Raw genomic sequence first — 18595 nt, 5'->3', positions numbered from 1 at the left:
GGCGGACCTCACTGGTAGAAGACGAAGCGGCGGCTAAGGCGGAACTGCAGGGCGGTGACGGCAAGGATCAGCACGGTGAGTACCAGGCCTATGGCGGAGGCTTTGCCGAACTCCAGTTGCTGGAAGGCGGATTCGAAGATGACCATGACGGCGGTCCGGGTGGAGTCGCCGGGGCCGCCGTTGGTCAGGACATAGGGCTGGTCGAAGACCTGCAGGGCGCTGATGATGGCCATGACGGACGCCACGAGCACCGTCGGGCTGATCAGCGGAAGGGTCACGTTGCTGAACTGTTTCCAGCCCGTGGCACCATCCAGGTTCGCTGCTTCATGCAGTTCTTTCGGGATATTGGTCAGGGCGCCGAGAAAGAGCAGGAATGAGAACCCGAAGTTCTGCCACACGTAGACCAGGACGACGACGGCGGCGGACGCCGCAGGGCTTGTCAGCCACGGCACAGCGGGGATCCCGACGAGAGACAGGAGCCAATTCACCACGCCGAATTGTTCGTTGAACATGTACCGCATGAAGATGGACACCGACGCGGCGGACAGGACCAGGGGAAAGAAGAAGGTGGAACGGAGGAATACCCTCAGCCAGGAGGGCATCCTGGCCTGAAGCATGGAGGCCAGGCCAAGGGCGATGCCGAGTTGAAGGACTACCGCCACAATCACAAACCCGATGGTGTTCAGGAAGGACACGCGGACGGTGGGGTCCTGTGCCAGCGAGGCGAAATTGGCGAACCCGACGAACTGCGGTGCCGAAACGATGTCCCAGCGGAAGAACGCGAGGACCAGCGAAGCAATGATCGGCAGGAAGGTGAAAAGGGCCATCCCGATCACCGTAGGAGCAAGGAAAGTCCTTGCAAGCCACCGCTCGACAAACGACCGGCGCACGGCCGGTGGCTTCACTGGTGGCCGCGGGACGGTGGACGTGGTGGTCATGAATTCCTCCTCAGGGCCAGTTCGAGGTCACGTTGAAGGTTGCCCATCGCGGCCCGTACATCGGCGGAGCTGCCGCTGACCGCGGTGGAGACGTTCTTCATCAGGGCAGTTTCGACGGCCGCCTGCTGCGGCGGGGCGGGGATCGGACCGGAGGTGGGGAACCTGTCCAGGGTGTCGTAGAAGACTTTCCAGTGCCGCGGCCCGGTGGCGGCGTAGAAGGACTCGTTGACCATCGAACGGCGTGTGGGGGTGGTGTTCGGTTTGGGAATGGCCAGCTGCATCGCTTCGCGGCTGGAGCAGAACTTCACCCATTCCCAGGCCGCGTCCTTGTCTTTCGCGGTGCGCATGATCGCGTAGCCGGCAGCACCGAACTGGTGCCGCTGGGTCCGCCAGCGCGGGAAGAACTGCACGTCGAACTGATCGGCGGTCATCCCGGCCTCGTGCAGGCCCTGCGCCCAATAGCCACCGGCCGGCGTCGTGCCGATGCGGTTGTTGCCGAACAGGCCCACCAGGGCGTTGCCGCCACCTGATTCGGGACGTACGCCGAGTCCTTCGGCTACGAGCTCGCGCAGGTAGTCGAAGGTTTCAATGACGCGCCCGTCCTCGGCGTTGGGGGCCAGCCACTGGTACCCGCCACCACGGGTGCCGCGGGCAGGGTCGGTGGGGTAGAAGCGGTCCCAGAGCCAGTCCCCGCCGGGCGCCTTCGTTTCGGACAGGAAGCTGGTGTCATTGGCGTAAAGCCACGGGACCACCCCGCCGAAAAGCCGGTTGGTCCAGTAGTACGGGGTGAAATCGGAGGGGCGGGCTTTACGCAGGGCCCGTAGGGTGGAGCTGAAGTCGTCCTTGGTCCAGTCGTCCCTCGGCCGGTCAAGGCCGGCCTGCGCGAAGGTGGTGGTATTCAGGTACATGTTCGCCGCGTTCCAGTCCAGGGGAAGCTGGTACAGGCTTCCCTGGTACATGAAGGCTTCCAGCAGGCTCGGATGAACGTCATTAAAGTAGTCGCTCATCGCCGCGGCGTCCCGGCGGACATATCCATCCAGAGGCTCGGCCAGCTTGTCGGCGAACAACTGGGCGCCTTCGGTGGCGACATAGACCACATCCGGTGGCGTTCCCGCGGCCACCATGGTCAGGATCTTGGAAAAGAAGTCCTTCCAGTCCGCACCCTGAATCGCCTGCAGCCGCACTGGGATGTCGGGATGGGCGGTGGTGAAAGCCTGGATCAGGCCCTGGCGTCCCGCCGCATCCGCTGCCGTTCCCAGAATGGCGATGTTCAGGGCCTTGCTGCCGCGGCCCGGAATGTCGGCGCCGGTAAGTCGGGGCCAGGCCCCCACAGTGGCCCCCGCCACGGCGAGCCCGCCCAGGCCCAGCATGGAACGCCGGGTGAGTTGCGCAAACCTGCTGCTGGACCGCAGCGAATGCGCAGGGGCTTGGTACTCCGGTGTCTTCTCAGACGTCATTGTTGGCTCCTCCTAACAGGGTAGACGGCGTCCTTTACGTTTGTTGCCCGCGGGGTCGTTTTGTTTATGCCTGGTCGCATGCGAAAGCCCGTGGTGCGGAGGCGTGTGCTTCGACAGCAGCTGTCAGTTCGTCAAGGGTGGGTGGGTTGGCCCCGGCGCGCTGCACGGTGATGGCCGCTGCTGCGGCTGCCGTGCGTCCCAGTTGCTCCATGACGGCGGGGGCAAAGCCCCCGGCGCCGCGGGTGAGCAGGCCCAGGATCAGTGCGGCCATGTAGGAGTCGCCGGCGCCGATGGTGTCCGCCACCGTCGCTTTGACGGCGGGAATGGTGATGCTCGCGGACGGCGAGGTGAATTGGGAGCCGGCAGCACCTTTGGTTATCACCGCCAGCTTGGCGCCCAGGCGGAGGATGTGCTCAGCGGTTTCTTCCAGTGTTTTCGCGGGGTAGAGCCACTGGGCGTCCTCGTCGCTGAGTTTAACGACGTCGGTCAGTGCGCCGATTGCTTCGAAGGTTGCCTTCGCTTCGGCGTGGCTGCCAAGCAGCGATGGCCTGATGTTCGGGTCGTAGGTGATGGTGCAATGCTTGTGGGCTTGTTCGAGCAGGCTTTTGACGGCACCGGCCCCGGGGTTGAGGAAGGTGGCGATGGAACCGGTGTGCAGGACTTGGGGGAAACAGGCAGGCGTTGCTCGTGGCAGCTGCCAGCGGATGTCGAAGTCGTATGCGGCGGATCCGTCGGGTCCGAGGGTTGCGGTCGCTGTTGCGGTGCGGGTGAGGGATTTTGATCCAGGCAGAAGTGTTACCCCTGCCCGGTGGAGGTGGTTCTCGATAGTTCTTCCCCGCTCATCGGGTGCAATGGCCGTGAGCAAGCCCGTGGTGACCCCCAGGAGACCGAGGCCATAGGCGACATTGGCGGGCGATCCGCCAGGATGCTCAACCTGGCTGTCCGGGGCGGTGACCACATCGATCAGCGCTTCGCCGACAACGACGGCGTCAAATGGCTGCTGGGCGTCTGGGCAGGCTGCTTTGAGGTAATCCATATTTTTCTCTCGGGCAGTGTTGATTGGGGAGCGGCTAAGTCGTCGCGTTGATCTCGTTGATCGTGAGGTCACTGAAGGTGGCCGTTCCATCGTTGGCGTAGAGCCGGATGTTGTTGTCACCTTCCAGGGGAAACACCCGGTGTGAGTGCACCACCCGTCCGTCTCCGACGAACATTTCGACGCTGGTCCGGTCCACCAGGAGACGGAGTGTAAGACGCCCTGCCGAGGGATCGATGGGTGTCTGGCTTTCCCCGCCGGTGGGGTTGATGGTGGGCCGCCGGTTGACGTAAGCGAAGGGGCCGCGGAGGAATGCACCGGCGGCGACGTGCCGGCCCCCACCGGCTGCACGGCAGACCTCAAGGCCGATGTTGGACGGAGGGGCCGCCGGGTCCCATACAAGTTCACAGGTCAGGTCATAGGCCAGTGAACTGATATCGAGGTCATGGGTTCCCGTGACCTCGACGTCCCCGAGGCGGTGGGTGCGTTCGATGTGGTTGGCCAGGCCGGTGGTGGGGGTCGAGAGGAGGCTGTAGCTTCCGCCTGCCTTCTTGAGCCGGATGTCGCGCACGATCATGTCATCACCGTTGTACGCGTCGGTCGCCAGGGTGGGGGTGTTGTGGGGGTAGTCCCAGAAGTTCGCCCAGCCAAGCGCCCTGCGCAGGGTGGCATCCTCCGCGCCGGAGGCGTCGTGGTGGGGGTAAGTCACTGCTCCGTAGAAGTCATAGCCGTAGTCCAGCCACTCCGGCTCGGCATGGTCCGGAGCAAACGTGATTCCGTTGAAGGCTCCTGTCCAATAGGCGTATGTTGCCGGCAGTCCTCGGCCTTTGCCGTTGGCGCTGGTGCCCAGGATCCAGTGCGAAGTACCGTCGTCGGCGGTCATGCGGAAAAGGTCCGGGCACTCCAGCAACCCAAGGTCCGTCCGGACGAACTCGCCGACCCGCCGCCAGGAACGCAGGTTGGCAGATGTGTAGAAGCCGAGCTTCTGCCCTTCGGCGTTGACCATGGACCACTGCCTGCGGTCTTCGTCCCAGATGACTTTCGGGTCGCGGAAGTCCTGCACGCCTGGGTTTGGAAGTACCGGCGCCGTCCCACCAGGTTTGAACGAACGCCCACGGTCAGTTGAGTACCAGAGGTATTGCGCCTGGCGGCCTTGGGGTGCCTGGGTCACGAGGGCTATGACGGCGTTTTCACCGTAGCCGGCAGTGTTTCGTTCGTCGATGACAAGGCAGCCTGACCAGCAGTCGCCGTTGCCGTTGCTGAACTTGGGGATGGCCACGCCACGGTCGCGGAAGGAGACGTGGTCGGTGGTGGTGGCACGGCGCCACGATGTGCCGCCGCCGCCCTGGAGGTAATCGGCGTTGTAGAGGTAGTAGTAGTGGTATTCGCCGTCGATGTAGATGGGCCGCTGGGGGTCGTTCTTCCAGTTGTCGGGGACGCTGAAGTGATAGGTCGGGCGCATACGGGTTGGTCCTTTGCAGGGCGGCTTGGCCGGTGCGTTGTCTGGGGCGTTCAGGCGTGCCGCTGCCGCTGACTGGGCGAATGGTGTTGCTAGTGCGAGCGATCCGGTGAGGGCAGCGGCCCCGCTTCCGGTCAGGAGGGCACGCCGGGATACGGCGGGTGAATCTTCCATCAGTTACCTCTCGGCGGGCAGCGACGGTGCTGCCAGGGCGTGACTGTTGATGTTTGGACGTGGAAACGGGAACGTCAGTCTCCAGGCTCCGGTTCTGTCGCCAATGCATGGCCGCCGGCGCCGGCGCGCGGGCGGTAGAGGTGGCAGCGGACCCAGTGGCGGTTCAGGGGGTCGCCCACCTGGTGCCGGACGGGTTCCTTGGATGAGCAGCGCTGCTCCGGGTCGTTCTCAAAGGCGCAGCCGGCGGAAGCCATGACGGCTTGCCGGAGCTGGGCGCGGTGGATGGGGTCGTAGGATCCGGCCCGCGCCGGGTCGGGGACGGCTGAGACGAGCAATTGGGTGTAGGGGTGGGCCGGGTTGGCCAGCAGGTCCAGTGATTCACCTTCTTCCACGATTTCGCCGGCGAACATGACGGCCGTCCGGTCCGCCAGGTACCGGGCGGAGGCGAGGTCGTGGGTGATGTAGAGCATGGAAATGCCCTGCTCATCGCGCAGTTTCCGCATCAGGTTCAGCACGCCGATGCGGACCGAAACGTCCAGCATGGAAGTCGGTTCGTCGGCGAGGATGACGTTTGGCTCCACGGCCAGGGCCCGCGCGATCGCGACCCGTTGACGTTGCCCGCCGGAGAGCTCATGGGGGTAGGAGTCGAGCATGTCGGCCTGAAGCCCGACGGTGGTCATGAGCTCTTCGAGACGGCGCCTGGTCTGCTCTTCGGAACCGCGTTGGCGGGTGCCGCCTTTGCCGTGGATGGTGAGGGACCGGCGGAGGAAGTGCTCGATTCGGTGGGCGGGATTCAGCGAGCCAAAGGGGTCCTGGAAGACCATTTGCAGCTGGGACCGGAACTCCCGTGAGGCCTGGAAACGGTCACGTTTGAGTACGTCGACCCCGTCGACCAGGATGGCCCCTTCGCTCGGTTTCTCGAGCCGGGCGACACAGCGGGCCAGGGTGCTCTTGCCTGAACCGGATTCGCCGACCAGTGCCACGATCTCTCCGCGACCGATGGTCAGGTCGACACCGTGGAGCGCCCGGACCGCCTGGCTGGAGAACAGGCCGCCGATGTGGAAGGACTTACCAAGTCCGCGCACCTCCAGGGCAGGAGTCAGGGACGAAACATCCGGCCGTGCCGGGGAGAGGACGGCGTGGCTCATTGTGCTGCTCCTTCAAGGACGGCGGCTTCGGCGTCGGCATCAAACGGTGCCACGAAGTGGCCGGGCGCAATTTCGGCGAGGTCCGGGATGTTCCGGAACTTCACGCCGTCGGGCAGGCCCTTAAGCGGGATCCGCGGGCCGGTGAGCGGCGGGAACGCGCCCATGAGGGCTTGGGTGTAGGGGTGTCCTGGGGCGGTGTAGATGTCGTGGGCTTTGGCCGTTTCCACGATCCGGCCGCCGTACATGACGGCCATCCGGTGGGAGAGTTCCACCATCAAGGACATGTCGTGCGTGATGAAGAGGACGGAGAAGCCCAGTTCGCGCTGCAGATCCTTGATCTGGGCCATGATCTCCTGTTGCACCACCACGTCCAGTGCGGTGGTGGGCTCGTCAAGGATCAGCAGTGACGGCTTCAGGGCGACAGCCATGGCGATGACGGCGCGTTGCCGCATGCCGCCGGAGAGTTGATGCGGGTACGACTTGAGGCGGGCGGGGTCCATGCGGACCAGTTCCAGCAGCTGCGCCGCGCGTCGAAGGGATTCTTTGCGCGGGTAGCCGGCGTGGGTGGTGAAGATGTCAGCCATCTGTTCCCCGATGGTGAGCACGGGGTTCAGCGAGTTCATGGCGGACTGGAACACCATGGCGACGTCCTGCCAGCGGAAACGGCGCAGCTCGTCCTGGTTCATGGCGAGGACGTCCTTGCCGCCGAAGGAGATGCTGCCGGCGGCGATCTTCGCCGGGTCCTTGAGCAGCCGCATGATGGAGTTGGCGATGGTTGATTTTCCGCAACCGGATTCGCCGGCCAGCCCGAAGACCTCACCGGCGCCGATGCTGAAGGAGACGTCGTTCACGGCCGTGGTCGAGCGGGAGTCGCCGACGTATTTGACGGTGAGGTTCTTGACGTCGAGGACCGGTTCATGGGAGCCGAAGGAGGTTTGGGAGACGGTCACTGTGCGGCGCCCCTTTCGGTGGTGGCGGGTTTGCGGATCTTCCTCAGCCGGGGGTTGGTTACTTCGTCGACGGCGTAGTTGATGAGGGCCAGGGCGAATGCGACCAGGGCGATGCAGAGGCCGGAGGGGATGAAGACCCACCAGCTTCCGGTGAGCAGGGCGCCTTCGTTTCCGGCCCAGAAGAGGTTGTTGCCCCAGGAGACAGTGCTGACGTCACCCAGTCCAAGGAATTCGAGGCCGGCCTGGGCCCCGATGCCGTAGATGACGCAGGCGAGCAGTGTTCCCATCACGATCGATGCCATGTTCGGCAGGATTTCGCGGAACATGATGCGGCCGGCGCGCTCACCGGAGACGACGGCGGCAGCGACGAAGTCCTTGGATCGGATGGATAGGGCCTGTGCCCGGAGTACGCGCGCTGATCCGGCCCATCCCGTGACGGTGAGGACCAGGATGACCGTGCCCAGCCCCGGGGGCAGGAAGGCGGCCAGGATGACGAGCAGCGGCAGGCCGGGAAGGAGGAGGAAGACGTTGGTCAGCAGCGACAGTGCTTCGTCGATGAATTTGCCGAAATAGGCTGATGCCAGGCCAACGAGGATTCCGATGAAGGTGGATGCGAACCCGACGGTAAGCCCTACGAGCAGGGAGCTTCGGGCGCCGTGGATGGTCAGGGCGAGCACGTCCTGGCCCTTGGCGGTGGTTCCGAGCCAGTGTTCGCTGTCTGGTTCCAGTGAGGCCATCCCGGTGATCCGGGAGGGGTCGTCCGGGAACAGTACCGGCGCGGCCAGGGCCAGGACGATGAAGACGAGCATGATGGCCATGCCGGTCATGGCCTTCTTGTTGGTGATGAGTCCGTGGATGAAACCACGGTTGGTTTTGCGGGCAGCTTTTGCTTCAGTTGGCTGCTGGAGGATAACGCTGGTCATGGTCGGTCCCTTGGTTACTGGGTACGCACTGCTCAGTTGCTGCGCACGCGGGGGTCGAGGCGGACGTAGAGGATGTCCACCAGGAAGTTCGCCAGCAGCACGGCGGCGGTGATGGTCAGGAACAGGCCCTGCATAAGCGGGTAGTCGAGGCCTTGGACGGCGTTGAGGAGCTGGTATCCGACGCCGGGGTAGGCGAAGACCACCTCGGTCAGGAGGGCGCCGCCGACGACGAAGCCCAGGCCCATGCCGAAGCTGGTCACCGAGGGCAGCATCGCGTTCCGGGCTGCGTAGCGGAGCATGATCCGTCCGGGGCGCAGGCCCTTGGCTTCGGCCATGGTGATGTAGTCCTCGGAGTTCGTGGCAATCATGGTGTTCCGCATGCCCAACATCCAGCCACCGATGGAGACCAGCACGATGGTCAGCGCCGGTAGCACGAGGTGGGCGCCGACGTCACCGATGAACTCGGCAGTGAACGCCGGCTCCAGGCCGTCGGTGAACGCGTGGCGGATGGGGAACCAGCCGAGCACGACGCCGAACAGGTACAGAGCGCCCATTGCCAGCCAGAAGTAAGGGAACGATCCGATAAAGACCAGCACGGGAGGCAGGGCCGAGTCGAGGGCGCTGCCGCGGCGCCAGGCTGCCAGGATGCCCAGCAGGTTGCCCACGACGGCGGCAATCACCAGCGCGGTTCCGCCAAGCAGGAGGGTCCAGCCGATTTGGGATGAGATGACTTCGGTGACGGGGGTGGGGAAGCGCGTAATCGATACCCCCATCTGTCCGGTGAGGATGTTCTGGAGGTAGCCGGCGTACTGCTCCCAGATGGGCCGGTCGTCCACGCCAAGCAGCTTGCGCAGGGCTTCGAGCTGTTCGGGCTGCATTCTGTCCTGGGTGCGGGCAAACATGCGTGATACGGGGTCCCCGGGCATGAAGCGGGGGAGCAGGAAATTCAGGGTAATGGATGCCCAGAAGGCGATCAGGTAGAAACCCAGTCGGCGCAGGATGAAGCGCACGGTTTCCCTCCAATTCGGGAGTGGTCAAGATTGTGGGTACGCCCGACGGCCGGCTGATGGCATGTGCCAGGCCGTCGGGCGTGTGGTGCCTTGAGGGCCAGATGGGCCTCAGGGGCGGGGGACTACTTGCGCGGTTCCAGGCTGGTCAGCACCAGAACCGTGGTGGGTGCGCGAACCGAGAGGGTGGCGTAGGGGTTGTCCTGCGTGGGCCAGCCGGTGAAGCGGGTGTCATTGTATGCACCCCATTCCGGGCCGGAAAACAGCGGCCCCACTGGTGCGGCGTCGTTGTATTCTTCCTGCAGCTTGTTGGCAATATCCTTTTGCCTGGACTGGTCAGTCGCTGCAGCGAAGTCGCTCAGCAGGGCATCAGCTTTGGGGTCGCCGAAACGGTGGTAGTTATCAGAGGCCTTGGTGCCCACCGGCTTCACCGATGCGGAGCCCATGGTGGTGTTGAAGTACTTGTACGGGCTGGGATCGTTGGCACTCCAGACGATGCCGGAGTCGAAATCACCCTTTTCGTACCCTGCCACCACGGCAGCCCAGTCCGGAGAGTCCACCTTCGCGGTTACGCCGACCTCCGCCAGGTTCTGGGAGATCACGTTGGCCACGGAGAGCCAGTCGGACGAGGTAGCACCCACGGAAATCTTGAACTCGAACGGTTTGCCGTCTTTGAGCGTGCGCTTGCCGTCGGGGCCCTTGGGGTAGCCCGCCTTGTCCAGCAGGTCGTTTGCCTGCTGGACGTCGTGCTTGGTCCACGTGCAGTTGTCCTTGACCTGGGTGTTCTTCCAGGTCTCGTAGTTGCCGGAAAGGCCGGTGCAGTCGGCCGGCTGCGCGTAGCCGCTCATGCCGATCTTGGTGACCTGGTCCCGGTCCACGGCCATGCTCAGCGCCTTGCGGACATCAACATCGTTGAAGGGCGCCTTGGTGGTGTTGAGCTGCCAGTTGATCATGGCACCGGTCGGAGGGAACCAGTAGTGCCGGTGGTCCTTGTCCTTCGAGACGAAGGTCTTTTCGATATTCGGGATGTACTGGGGCGCCCAGTCCACGTCGCCGTTGGCGGCGGCGAGGTTGGCGCCGTCGTTCCCGGCGAACGCGAGCATCTTGATGCCGGCAATCTTCTGCTTGTCCGGCTGCCAGTAGTTGGGGTTCTTCTTCAGCACGAAGGACTGGGCCTGGAAGTTGTCCACCTCGGTGTACGGTCCGGTGCCCACAGGTTTGGCGTTGGCGTCCTTTTCCGGATCGGCCAGCGCGGACCAGATGTGCTTGGGCAGGATGCTGAGCTGGCCGACGTCGTACAGGGCGGGGGACCAGGGCTTGTTGAAGTTGAAGGTGACCTGGTTGCCTTGCGCCGTCACGCCGTCGAGATACTCGTAGCCGCCCTTCAGCTTCTTCTGCAGCTCGAACGTGTACGCGACGTCGTCGGCAACGAACGGCTGGCCGTCGGACCACTTCACACCATCACGCAGGGTGAACGTGATGGACTTACCGTCGTCCGCGGCCTTCCAGTCGGTGGCCAGCCACGGCACCGTATTGCCCTTGGCCGGGTTGAAGACCAGGAGGGACTCGTAGATGGACTGCTGGACCATGGGGTTGACGGTCGGCGCGAACGGGTTGAAGTTCTGCACGAACGTGCCCATGTCTTCACGGGGAATGGTGAGGAACGCGCTGGCGTTGGCTGCGGCGTCGGTGCCGCCGGACTTGTTGCCGGTGGCGGCGCAGCCGGTCAGCAGCATCGCGCCTACCGCCAGTCCGGCCGCGGCAATGCGGGCGGACTTGAGGAACCTGGTTTGTGTCATGATGGGGTTATCTCTTCCTGTCTTCATCAGCAAGGTGAAGGGTGGGTTGGGGTTTTGCTCTTCGACGTTGATTTCGCGGTCAGACCGAAGAGCGTTCTAACAGCGGACAGTCGACCAACTGCTGACTGGCAGTGATCGGCTGTCCGGCTGTAAGGGCGGCGAGCGTCTGGACTCCCAGAGCGCCCATCTTTTCGAACGGCAACGCAACAGTGGTCAGCTTGGGCCTGAGGTAGGCCGCGATGAGTTCCTGGTTGTCGAAGCCGATCACGGCGATGTCACCGGGGATGGCCAGGCCACGTTCCTTGATGGCGTCGTAAGCCCCCATGGCCATACGGTCATTGAGGCAAAACAGGGCGGTGGGCCGGTCCTTGGCCGGGTACCGGTCAAGGATCTGACAGGCAGCGTCGTAGCCTCCGTCTGCCGTCGCATACCCGGCCGCCACGAGTTCCGGATCAAGCTCCAGGCCGGCGTCGGCCAAGGCCTCCCGGACGCCCTGCAAACGCCCAACAGCTGCCGGGATGCGGGGGTCCAGGTTGATCACACCGATCTTGGTGTGGCCGGCCTTGAGGAGGCGTTCGACGGCGACCCGTCCGCCCGCGCGTTCGTCAGGGACGATTGAGGGCAGCTTCCCGTCCAGGTCGAAACAGTTGACGAGCACCGTGGGCACTTCGTGCGCGCTGGGGGGCACATGGACGCCACGGTGGTGGGTTGCGGCGTACAGCAGGCCTTCCACCCGCTGCTCCAGCAGCTTTTCCACAGCAGCATCCTCCATCCCCTGGTTGGGGCCGGCCGCATCACCCTGGTCCGACGGGGCGATCAGGAGGAACCGGCCGTCACTCCAGGCCTGGTCCTGGGCACCTTTGATGATGTCCACGGCGAATGGGGCCGTGACGATCTCGGTGACGATCCCGTACCAATCGCTGCGCTGGGATGCCAGCGCCCTCGCCCCGGCATTTGGACGGTAGCCCAAAGCTTGAACCGCCTCAGCGATGCGGACCCGGGTCTCCTCCGAGATGCTGGCGTCTTCACGGTTGTTCAGCACGAATGAAACAGCTGTCCGGGATACTCCGGCATGCTTGGCTACGTCATTCATGGTGACGCCACGCTGCCGGGCAGTGCCGGGTTTGTCGGGGGAGGTGGTCTTCGCCATTGAATGCTCCAGAGGTCTTCGTTGAGCTGGGGTTGCCCGTGCTAATACGGAGGCAATGGGGTGAATCTAAGCCTGGTAACTCGCGTTACTTTCGGGCTGTGATCTAAGTTACCCGCGTTACTAGATGGTGTCAATACATTTCTTCAGCTGCTGCTGTTAGGGGCGGTCCTTGAAGGACTCGACCTTCCCGGGGTCTCTTTCGATGACGGGGCCGAGGATGTCATCGATCCTCAGGAGCATTTCCTGGTCGAGTTTCACTCCTGCGGCACGGACGTTGTCCACGAGCTGATCGGGCCGGGATGCTCCCACGATGGCTGCCGAGACGTTGGGGTTTTGGAGTACCCATGCAACCGCGAAAGCCGCCATGGACAGTCCCGTCTCTTCGGCCAGGGGCTTCAATTCCTGGACGCGGATGAGGATGTCCTCGTTGAGAAAGCGGTGGTCATTCTTCAGCTTGCCGTTGTCGCCTCGGAAGCGGGAGCCTTCCGGGGCCGCCGCGCCGGGGGTGTATTTGCCGGTGAGGACTCCCTGGGCGAGCGGAGACCAGCAGATCTGGCCAATGCCCAGTTCCCCGCTCAGGGGAACGATTTCCGGTTCGATGACGCGCCACAGCATGGAATACTGCGGCTGGTTGGAGATGAGCTGGACCCCAAGGTCCCTGGCAAGGGCAACGCCGGAGCGGATTTCGTCCGCCGTCCACTCCGACACCCCGATATAGTGTGCCTTCCCCGCCCGGACAATATCGGCAAAAGCCTGCATGGTCTCTTCCAGCGGAGTCTCGTAGTCATACCTGTGCGCCTGGTAGAGATCCACGTAGTCAGTCTGGAGCCGGCGCAGCGAGGAGTTAATGGACTCCATGACGTGCTTGCGGGACAGGCCGCGGTCGTTCCGGCCATCCCCGGTAGGGAAGTAGGCCTTGGTAAGGATCTCCACGCTTTCACGGCGTGTTCCCTTGAGCGCGACACCCAAAGCTTCCTCCGCCCGGGTTCCGGCATAGGCATCGGCAGTGTCAAAGGTGGTGATGCCCAACTCCAGTGCCTGTTTGACGCATTCCGTCGCGGCGGCCTGGTCGATCTGCTCGCCGTGGGTGACCCAGTTTCCGTAGGCGATTTCGCTGATGTACAGGCCGGAGGCTCCCAATTTGCGGTATTCCATTAGGCATCAGCCTTTTCGAAGTTGGTGAGTTGGAGCACTGCGTCGGCTGTGCCGCCGGTGGAGTAGAGAGTGAGGGAAGTTTGGGCTTGATCCGGGAAGATCAGTTCGGTCACCGAGACGAGCCCATCGTTGCCGAAGACCTCCACTGAGCAATGGTCGACGAAGATCTGCAGGCGGTAGTTGCCATCCTTGGCTGCGGCAATGGGGGCGCGGCTGGTGGAGGCGAAGGCTTCATGGAAGTCGGTGTCGCCGGAGTGGGTGCGGTCCACGATCAGGTCCCCGCTGCCGGCGTGGATCCCGATTCGTGTCCCGACCGTCCCGTCCGCTGACCCTCTGACCACAAGCCCGAACTCCTCGGCGTCACCAGGGGAGAAGGTGATGTCAATAAGCTGTACCGCAGTGCCGCCCTCAACGGTTGCGGGGCCGTTCAGGGCCAGCCGCTGCTCGGGACCGGGTGTCGAAGTTGCCCTCGCCTCCGGTACGGGGCGCTGCAGGAGCCGGGGTTGCCCGTTCACGGAAACGAGGGACACGTCCCGGACCAGGCTCATGGGGCTGCGCCAGGGCGAGGTGGGGATGTGGTTGGCATACTGCCAGTTGTTCATCCAGCCGATCATCAGCCGCCGGCCGCCCGGGACGTTGCTGAACGAGACCGCGGCGTAGTAGTCCCGGCCCCAGTCCAGCCACTGGTAGTCGGGTAGGCGCTCAGGGTCCTGCATCCCCGCGGTGAGGGTTGTCTCGGAACTGAACGTGACGCCGTCGAACTCTCCCACGAAGTACTGCCCGGCGGACCCGCCGTTGGGGCCGCCGGGGTTCATGTTCACCGTCAGGACCCATTTCATGGCTGAGGAGTCACCGTCCAGGGGCAGCTCGAAAAGGTCCGGGCATTCCCAGATGCCTCCCGTGCCATTGGCGGGGCCGAAGGTGCTGAGATATTCCCAGCTCTTGAGGTCTTGTGAGCGGTAGAGCAGGACGGTGAAATCATGGGCCTCCACCGCCACCATGACCCAATAGCTGCCCGAAGGGCCGTCGTAGCGGAATACCTTGGGGTCCCGGAATTCCGGCGAGTTCCGGGTCAGGACCGGGTTGCCGGCGTACTTCGTCCAGGAGTATCCGCCGTCCGTGCTCCACGCGAGGGACTGCGCCTGCGTGCCCTCGTGGAGGGAGCCCGGCTTGTACGCGCTGGTGTAGATGGCCACCAGGGGAGCCTTACCGTCCGCGCCGAATCCGCTGGTGTTTTCGGCGTCAACCACAATGCTGCCGGAGTAGATTTCCTCGTCGTCATCACAGGGAATCGCTACCTGTTGCTCCGTCCAGCTGACCAGGTCAGCAGAAGTCGCATGGCCCCAGGACATATTGGCGTGGACGTTTCCGAAGGGGTTGTTCTGGTAGTACAGGTGGTAGGTGCCCTCGTGGAAGACAAGCCCGTTCGGATCGTTGAGCCACGTGTCTTTGGCGGCAAAGTGCATGGCCGGCCTGTAGGTCTCAACGGTGGTGGTAATGCTGTTCATTGTTCTCTTTTCATGGCCGTGACTGCGGTCCGCGGACCTGTGGAGCGGGCGTGTGTTGGCGTAAAGGGAGCACCGCGAAATCGAACTGGCTGCAATTGCAGGAGTCGGGGTGCTCTCAGGTTCATCGCGTGGGGAGAGCGCCTGGCTCGACCTGAAGAAAGAATCTGGTTTGTGTCATGATGAGCTGTCTCTTCCTTTCTTCATCAGCAAGGTGAAGGGTGGGTTGGGTTTTGCTCTTCGATGTTGATTTCGCGGTCAGACCGAAGAGCGTTTTAGTACCGGACAGTCGATTACTGCCGGATGGCAGTGGTCGGCTGTCCTGCTGCATAGGTTGATGAAATTCCTAAGTGTTTGTTCCTAAAGACCCACGTCTACGAGGCTCCTTGGCGCCCCGTGTGCAGCAATAGCTGCCTGGCGAAGCAATGTCTGAGAAGTTCCGTGCCCGGCTTTGGGAGGCGGTGTCCGCCATTGGATGCTCCAGAAGTCTTCTCTCTAACTGGACCTTGGCCGCTAGTGGTCTGGTCTTACTATTAGTAACTCGCGTTACCTTGGTGCGTGATCTAAGTTACCCGCGTTAGCTGTTTGGTGTCAAAGGGTTTTTCCACATGTACGCCGTCGCCCACTGCATGGGGGGCGTTGCCGGGAATGGCAGATTTCCCAATCCCGGCACCGTATTCGTGAGATACGTGCCAGCCTGTCGTTGACTGGAACGGGGTCGCGTACAGCCCTGGACGGGCGTCCCGGCGGCTCGTCGCTATAGCCGGTAGCCCTGAGAACCTCGATGGGCCTCATGTTCCGGCACGCCTGGCAGTGGCAGCATCGGCGCGGGTAGCCCAAGAGAGATGGACTTAGGCTACTTTTGGTCGGTACCCCGGCTGGTCGGTCGCAGCGCGCCGTCACATGAGTCTTCGAGAAAATGGACTCTGACACGATGTCAGCGCGGAGAATCAGAGGCATGACCGATATCTCAAAGCTCATGCCCATCGGCCACTTCTCCTCGCTCAGCAGGATCAGTGTCAGGATGTTGCGGCATTACGACGCGAACGGAGTCCTCGCTCCGGCTGTTGTCGATCGAGCCAACGGCTACCGCTGGTATGCCCACGACCAGCTCCGCGAGGCAAGCGAAATCCGGCGGCTCAGGGACGTGGGCTTTGGTGTGTCTGCCATAGGGGCGCTCCTTGCTGCCCGGGGGACCCCCGCTTACGCACAAGCCCTGTCCGCTCAGCGAGCTGCCCTTGCCGAGGAATCATCAGCCGCCCTGCGACGGCTCGTAATCATTGAACGAATGCTGGACCAACAACGTCAGGAGGACGCCATGTCTACCATCTCGGCCCAACTCACCACGTTGCCCGAGCAAACCCTCATCACCCTTCGCGGGAGGGTGCCCGACTACACTGCCGAGGGCGAACTATGGGCCCGGTTCACGCCTGAGATCTCAGCCCAAGGGATTCGCGTCACGGGGGCTGGCGGGTGCATCGAACACGACGGTGAATACCGCGAGCATGACGTCGACGAGTCGGTCTTCCTTGAGGTAGCGCCCGATACCGAGGCCGCGGAGCCACTGAGCGTGCTGCACTTTCCCGCACGTCGCGTGGTGGCCGCTACAGTCACCGGGCCGTACACGGATGCGATTCCCCGGGCACATGAAGCGATCGCAGCGTTCATGGCCGAAAACGATTGGCGGCCGGCAAGGGAAGATGACGACCTCGCGACGCACCACTTCAACATTTATCGCAACGATCCGAGCCAAACGCCCGAAGCCGAGCTCGTGACCTCAGTGTTCATGCCTGTCGTGGAGGCATAGTCATATGCGTTCTCTGAAGGCAGCCAGGTGATTCGGGTGAGCGATCCAGTCGAACCCTGAAGGAAGCAGCGGCGAAGAGGAACCCGTGGCACGAGTCATCTTGCGGCATTCTCTTCGGCGAGTCGGGCTTGGGCGCCAGAGGAGTTTAGTTCTGTGCTTTGTCGTGGGTGAATTCGAGCCGCTGTACCTTGCCCATGATGAGGTAGCCAAGCAGAGCGACGGCTCCGTGGGCGCCGACGAACCAGAGGGCGACGTCGAAGTTCCCGGTGGCCGCGATGACGAATCCGATGACGATGGGGGTCACGATGCCGGCGATGTTGCCGAAGGCGTTCATGATGGCGGCGGAGACGCTGTTGGCTTCCTTGGGGGCCATGTCGGTGGCGAATGCCCAGCCCAGTGCCGCAACCCCCTTACCGAAGAATGCGAGAGTCATGAGCGTCACGATGAGGGGAGTGCTGTCGGTGAATGGGCAGAGCATGATCAGCATGGCCAGTGCCATGCCGGCAACCGACGGAATTTTCCGTGCCGCCGTGAGGGGGACTCCCCTGCGTAGGAGGAGGTCGGAGATGAATCCACCCAGTATGCCGCCAGCGAAGCCTGCGAGGGCGGGGATGGCCGCGATGAAACCGGCCTGCATGATGTTCAGGTGCCTGCTGCTGACCAGGTAGATCGGGAACCAGGTGATGAAGAAATAGGTAAGGGCGTTGACGGCGTATTGTGCCACGTAGAGACCCCAAAACATGCGGCTGGTAAAGAGCTGCTTGAACTGGGACCGGGTGATTGTCGCCTTCCGCTGGGAGAGGGTTGCCGATTCGTCGAGGTCGACCAGGCCTCCTCCTGCCCGGATGGTTTCGATTTCTGTGGCGGAGACGCGTTTGTGCCTTGAGGGGACGTTCATCCAGCGAAACCAGACGACGGCCATGGCCAGGCCAAGTGCGCCCAGGACGTAGAACCCGATGCGCCAGCCGAAGCTGAAGGTCATCCAACCGATGATGGGGGCGAACATCGCTGTGGCGAGGTACTGGGCGGAGTTGAATACTGCCGTGGCTTGACCGCGCTCGCTGGTGGGGAACCACATGGTGGTAATACGTGCGTTAGCAGGAAAGGCAGGGGCCTCCACAAGCCCGAGGAACAGGCGTAGGGCGAACAGGATGCCCACCGATACCAGAACCGGTGTGGAGATCAGGCCGACGAAGCCCACCACGAGAGTGGCCGCGGACCAGAGCGCGAGGCTGAGCCCGTAGGTCTTTTTGGCTCCGAACCGGTCCAGCAGGTATCCGCCCGGAAGCTGCCCGACGACGTAGGCCCAGCTGAAGGCTGAGAAAACAAACCCGAGCTGGACTGATGTCATCCCGAGTTCTTTGGTCATGTCTGTTCCCGCGATGGACATGCTGCTGCGGTCTGCGTAATTCACTACCGTGACGAAGAAGATCAGCCCCAGCACAAGGAACCGTGTATGGGACTTGGTGCGTGCAGGACGTGCTGGTCCGGCTTCCTGGGTGGTGGATTGGATGATGGGATTGGACATCGACGTTCCTTATCGTGAAAAAAGCGCGGGGGTCGGGTTCACTGCGGCGTCAGTGGGCCGGGCCGGGACATCCGAACACTCGTGGGTTTAGTTGTCGGTGCTGCGCTGTGTGGCGCAGGGGATGCCGGAGCGTTGTGTGCTTCGGCCGTGTCGCCGTGGGCGCGAACGGTGGCAAGCGTGGGTTCTGTGGGCGCCGGCAACCGTGCGCGCCCGGAGCGGAGGTTACGCGCCGAAGGCCACGCTTTCGGTTGTCCAGGCGCGGGCTTGGTCGCTGAGGGTGATGCCGAGGCCGGGGCGGTCCGGGACGATCATCCGGCCGTCTTTGGTTTCGAGGCGTTCGTTGAACAGCGGGTCGAGCCAGTCGAAGTGCTCTACCCAGGGTTCGCGGGGGTAGGTGGCGGCGAGGTGGAGGTGGATTTCCATGGCGAAGTGCGGGGCTAGGCCCAGGCCGCGTTCGTCGGCGAGGGCGGCGAGTCGGAGGAATTGGGTGATGCCGCCGACGCGTGGGGCATCGGGTTGGATGATGTCGCAGCCGTTGGCGTTGATCAGGGCTTTGTGTTCG

The 18595-nt window shown here is 63.4% G+C and carries 15 protein-coding genes; 1 reads left to right on the top strand and 14 read right to left on the bottom strand.

All coding sequences use genetic code 11. The features are described 5' to 3' along the window. Positions 1-8 precede the first annotated feature (8 nt). The 12 genes from C563_RS0119780 to C563_RS0119725 form a co-directional block, all read right to left on the bottom strand. Positions 9-938, bottom strand: a complete 930-nt coding sequence (locus C563_RS0119780) for a carbohydrate ABC transporter permease (protein ID WP_018763813.1) — start codon at positions 936-938, stop codon at positions 9-11. Continuing rightward, positions 935-2395: an extracellular solute-binding protein gene (locus tag C563_RS0119775; RefSeq protein ID WP_018763812.1), complete on the bottom strand. Its 1461-nt coding sequence runs from the start codon at positions 2393-2395 to the stop codon at positions 935-937. Before C563_RS0119775 ends, C563_RS0119780 begins: the two co-directional genes overlap by 4 nt. Before the next feature lie 64 nt (positions 2396-2459). Further along, entirely contained in the window at positions 2460-3431 is a 972-nt protein-coding gene (locus tag C563_RS0119770; RefSeq protein ID WP_018763811.1) for a PfkB family carbohydrate kinase, read from the bottom strand. A gap of 34 nt (positions 3432-3465) precedes the next feature. Continuing rightward, on the bottom strand, positions 3466-5061 hold the full coding sequence (locus C563_RS0119765; RefSeq protein WP_442852945.1) for a glycoside hydrolase family 32 protein: 1596 nt from the start codon (positions 5059-5061) through the stop codon (positions 3466-3468). 74 nt (positions 5062-5135) lie between these two features. Further along, entirely contained in the window at positions 5136-6209 is a 1074-nt protein-coding gene (locus C563_RS21690; protein WP_018763809.1) for an ABC transporter ATP-binding protein, read from the bottom strand. Then, on the bottom strand, positions 6206-7159 hold the full coding sequence (locus C563_RS0119755) for an ABC transporter ATP-binding protein (protein ID WP_018763808.1): 954 nt from the start codon (positions 7157-7159) through the stop codon (positions 6206-6208). The genes C563_RS21690 and C563_RS0119755 overlap by 4 nt, the downstream gene beginning before the upstream one ends. Further along, a complete protein-coding gene (locus tag C563_RS0119750) occupies positions 7156-8082 on the bottom strand; it encodes an ABC transporter permease (protein WP_018763807.1) in 927 nt (308 codons plus the stop codon). Before C563_RS0119750 ends, C563_RS0119755 begins: the two co-directional genes overlap by 4 nt. Before the next feature lie 32 nt (positions 8083-8114). Further along, complete coding sequence (locus C563_RS0119745) at positions 8115-9092, bottom strand: ABC transporter permease (RefSeq protein WP_018763806.1); 978 nt, start codon at positions 9090-9092, stop codon at positions 8115-8117. A 122-nt stretch (positions 9093-9214) separates the two neighbouring features. Further along, positions 9215-10888: an ABC transporter substrate-binding protein gene (locus C563_RS0119740; protein ID WP_018763805.1), complete on the bottom strand. Its 1674-nt coding sequence runs from the start codon at positions 10886-10888 to the stop codon at positions 9215-9217. A 79-nt stretch (positions 10889-10967) separates the two neighbouring features. After that, positions 10968-12038 (bottom strand): LacI family DNA-binding transcriptional regulator, encoded by a 1071-nt coding sequence (locus tag C563_RS0119735; protein ID WP_018763804.1) that lies wholly within the window; start codon positions 12036-12038, stop codon positions 10968-10970. Positions 12039-12194: 156 nt separating this feature from the next. Continuing rightward, positions 12195-13193: an aldo/keto reductase family protein gene (locus C563_RS0119730; RefSeq protein ID WP_018763803.1), complete on the bottom strand. Its 999-nt coding sequence runs from the start codon at positions 13191-13193 to the stop codon at positions 12195-12197. Further along, entirely contained in the window at positions 13193-14701 is a 1509-nt protein-coding gene (locus C563_RS0119725; RefSeq protein WP_018763802.1) for a glycoside hydrolase family 32 protein, read from the bottom strand. The genes C563_RS0119730 and C563_RS0119725 overlap by 1 nt, the downstream gene beginning before the upstream one ends. A gap of 955 nt (positions 14702-15656) precedes the next feature. Here C563_RS0119725 and C563_RS0119720 point away from each other — a divergent pair. Next, positions 15657-16505 carry a MerR family transcriptional regulator gene (locus C563_RS0119720; protein ID WP_026265155.1) on the top strand — a complete coding sequence of 283 codons (849 nt, stop codon included), beginning with the start codon at positions 15657-15659 and terminating at the stop codon, positions 16503-16505. 145 nt (positions 16506-16650) lie between these two features. Here C563_RS0119720 and C563_RS0119715 read toward each other — a convergent pair whose 3' ends face one another. Further along, positions 16651-18033 carry an MFS transporter gene (locus tag C563_RS0119715; protein ID WP_018763800.1) on the bottom strand — a complete coding sequence of 461 codons (1383 nt, stop codon included), beginning with the start codon at positions 18031-18033 and terminating at the stop codon, positions 16651-16653. A gap of 222 nt (positions 18034-18255) precedes the next feature. After that, on the bottom strand, positions 18256-18595 hold a 340-nt coding region (locus C563_RS21685; protein WP_018762786.1), incomplete at its 5' end, for an enolase C-terminal domain-like protein.

This window comes from Arthrobacter sp. 135MFCol5.1 (assembly GCF_000374865.1).
Lineage (GTDB): Bacteria > Actinomycetota > Actinomycetes > Actinomycetales > Micrococcaceae > Arthrobacter.
Note: the sequence above shows the minus strand (reverse complement) of the source record. Positions and strands in the feature narration are given on the sequence as shown.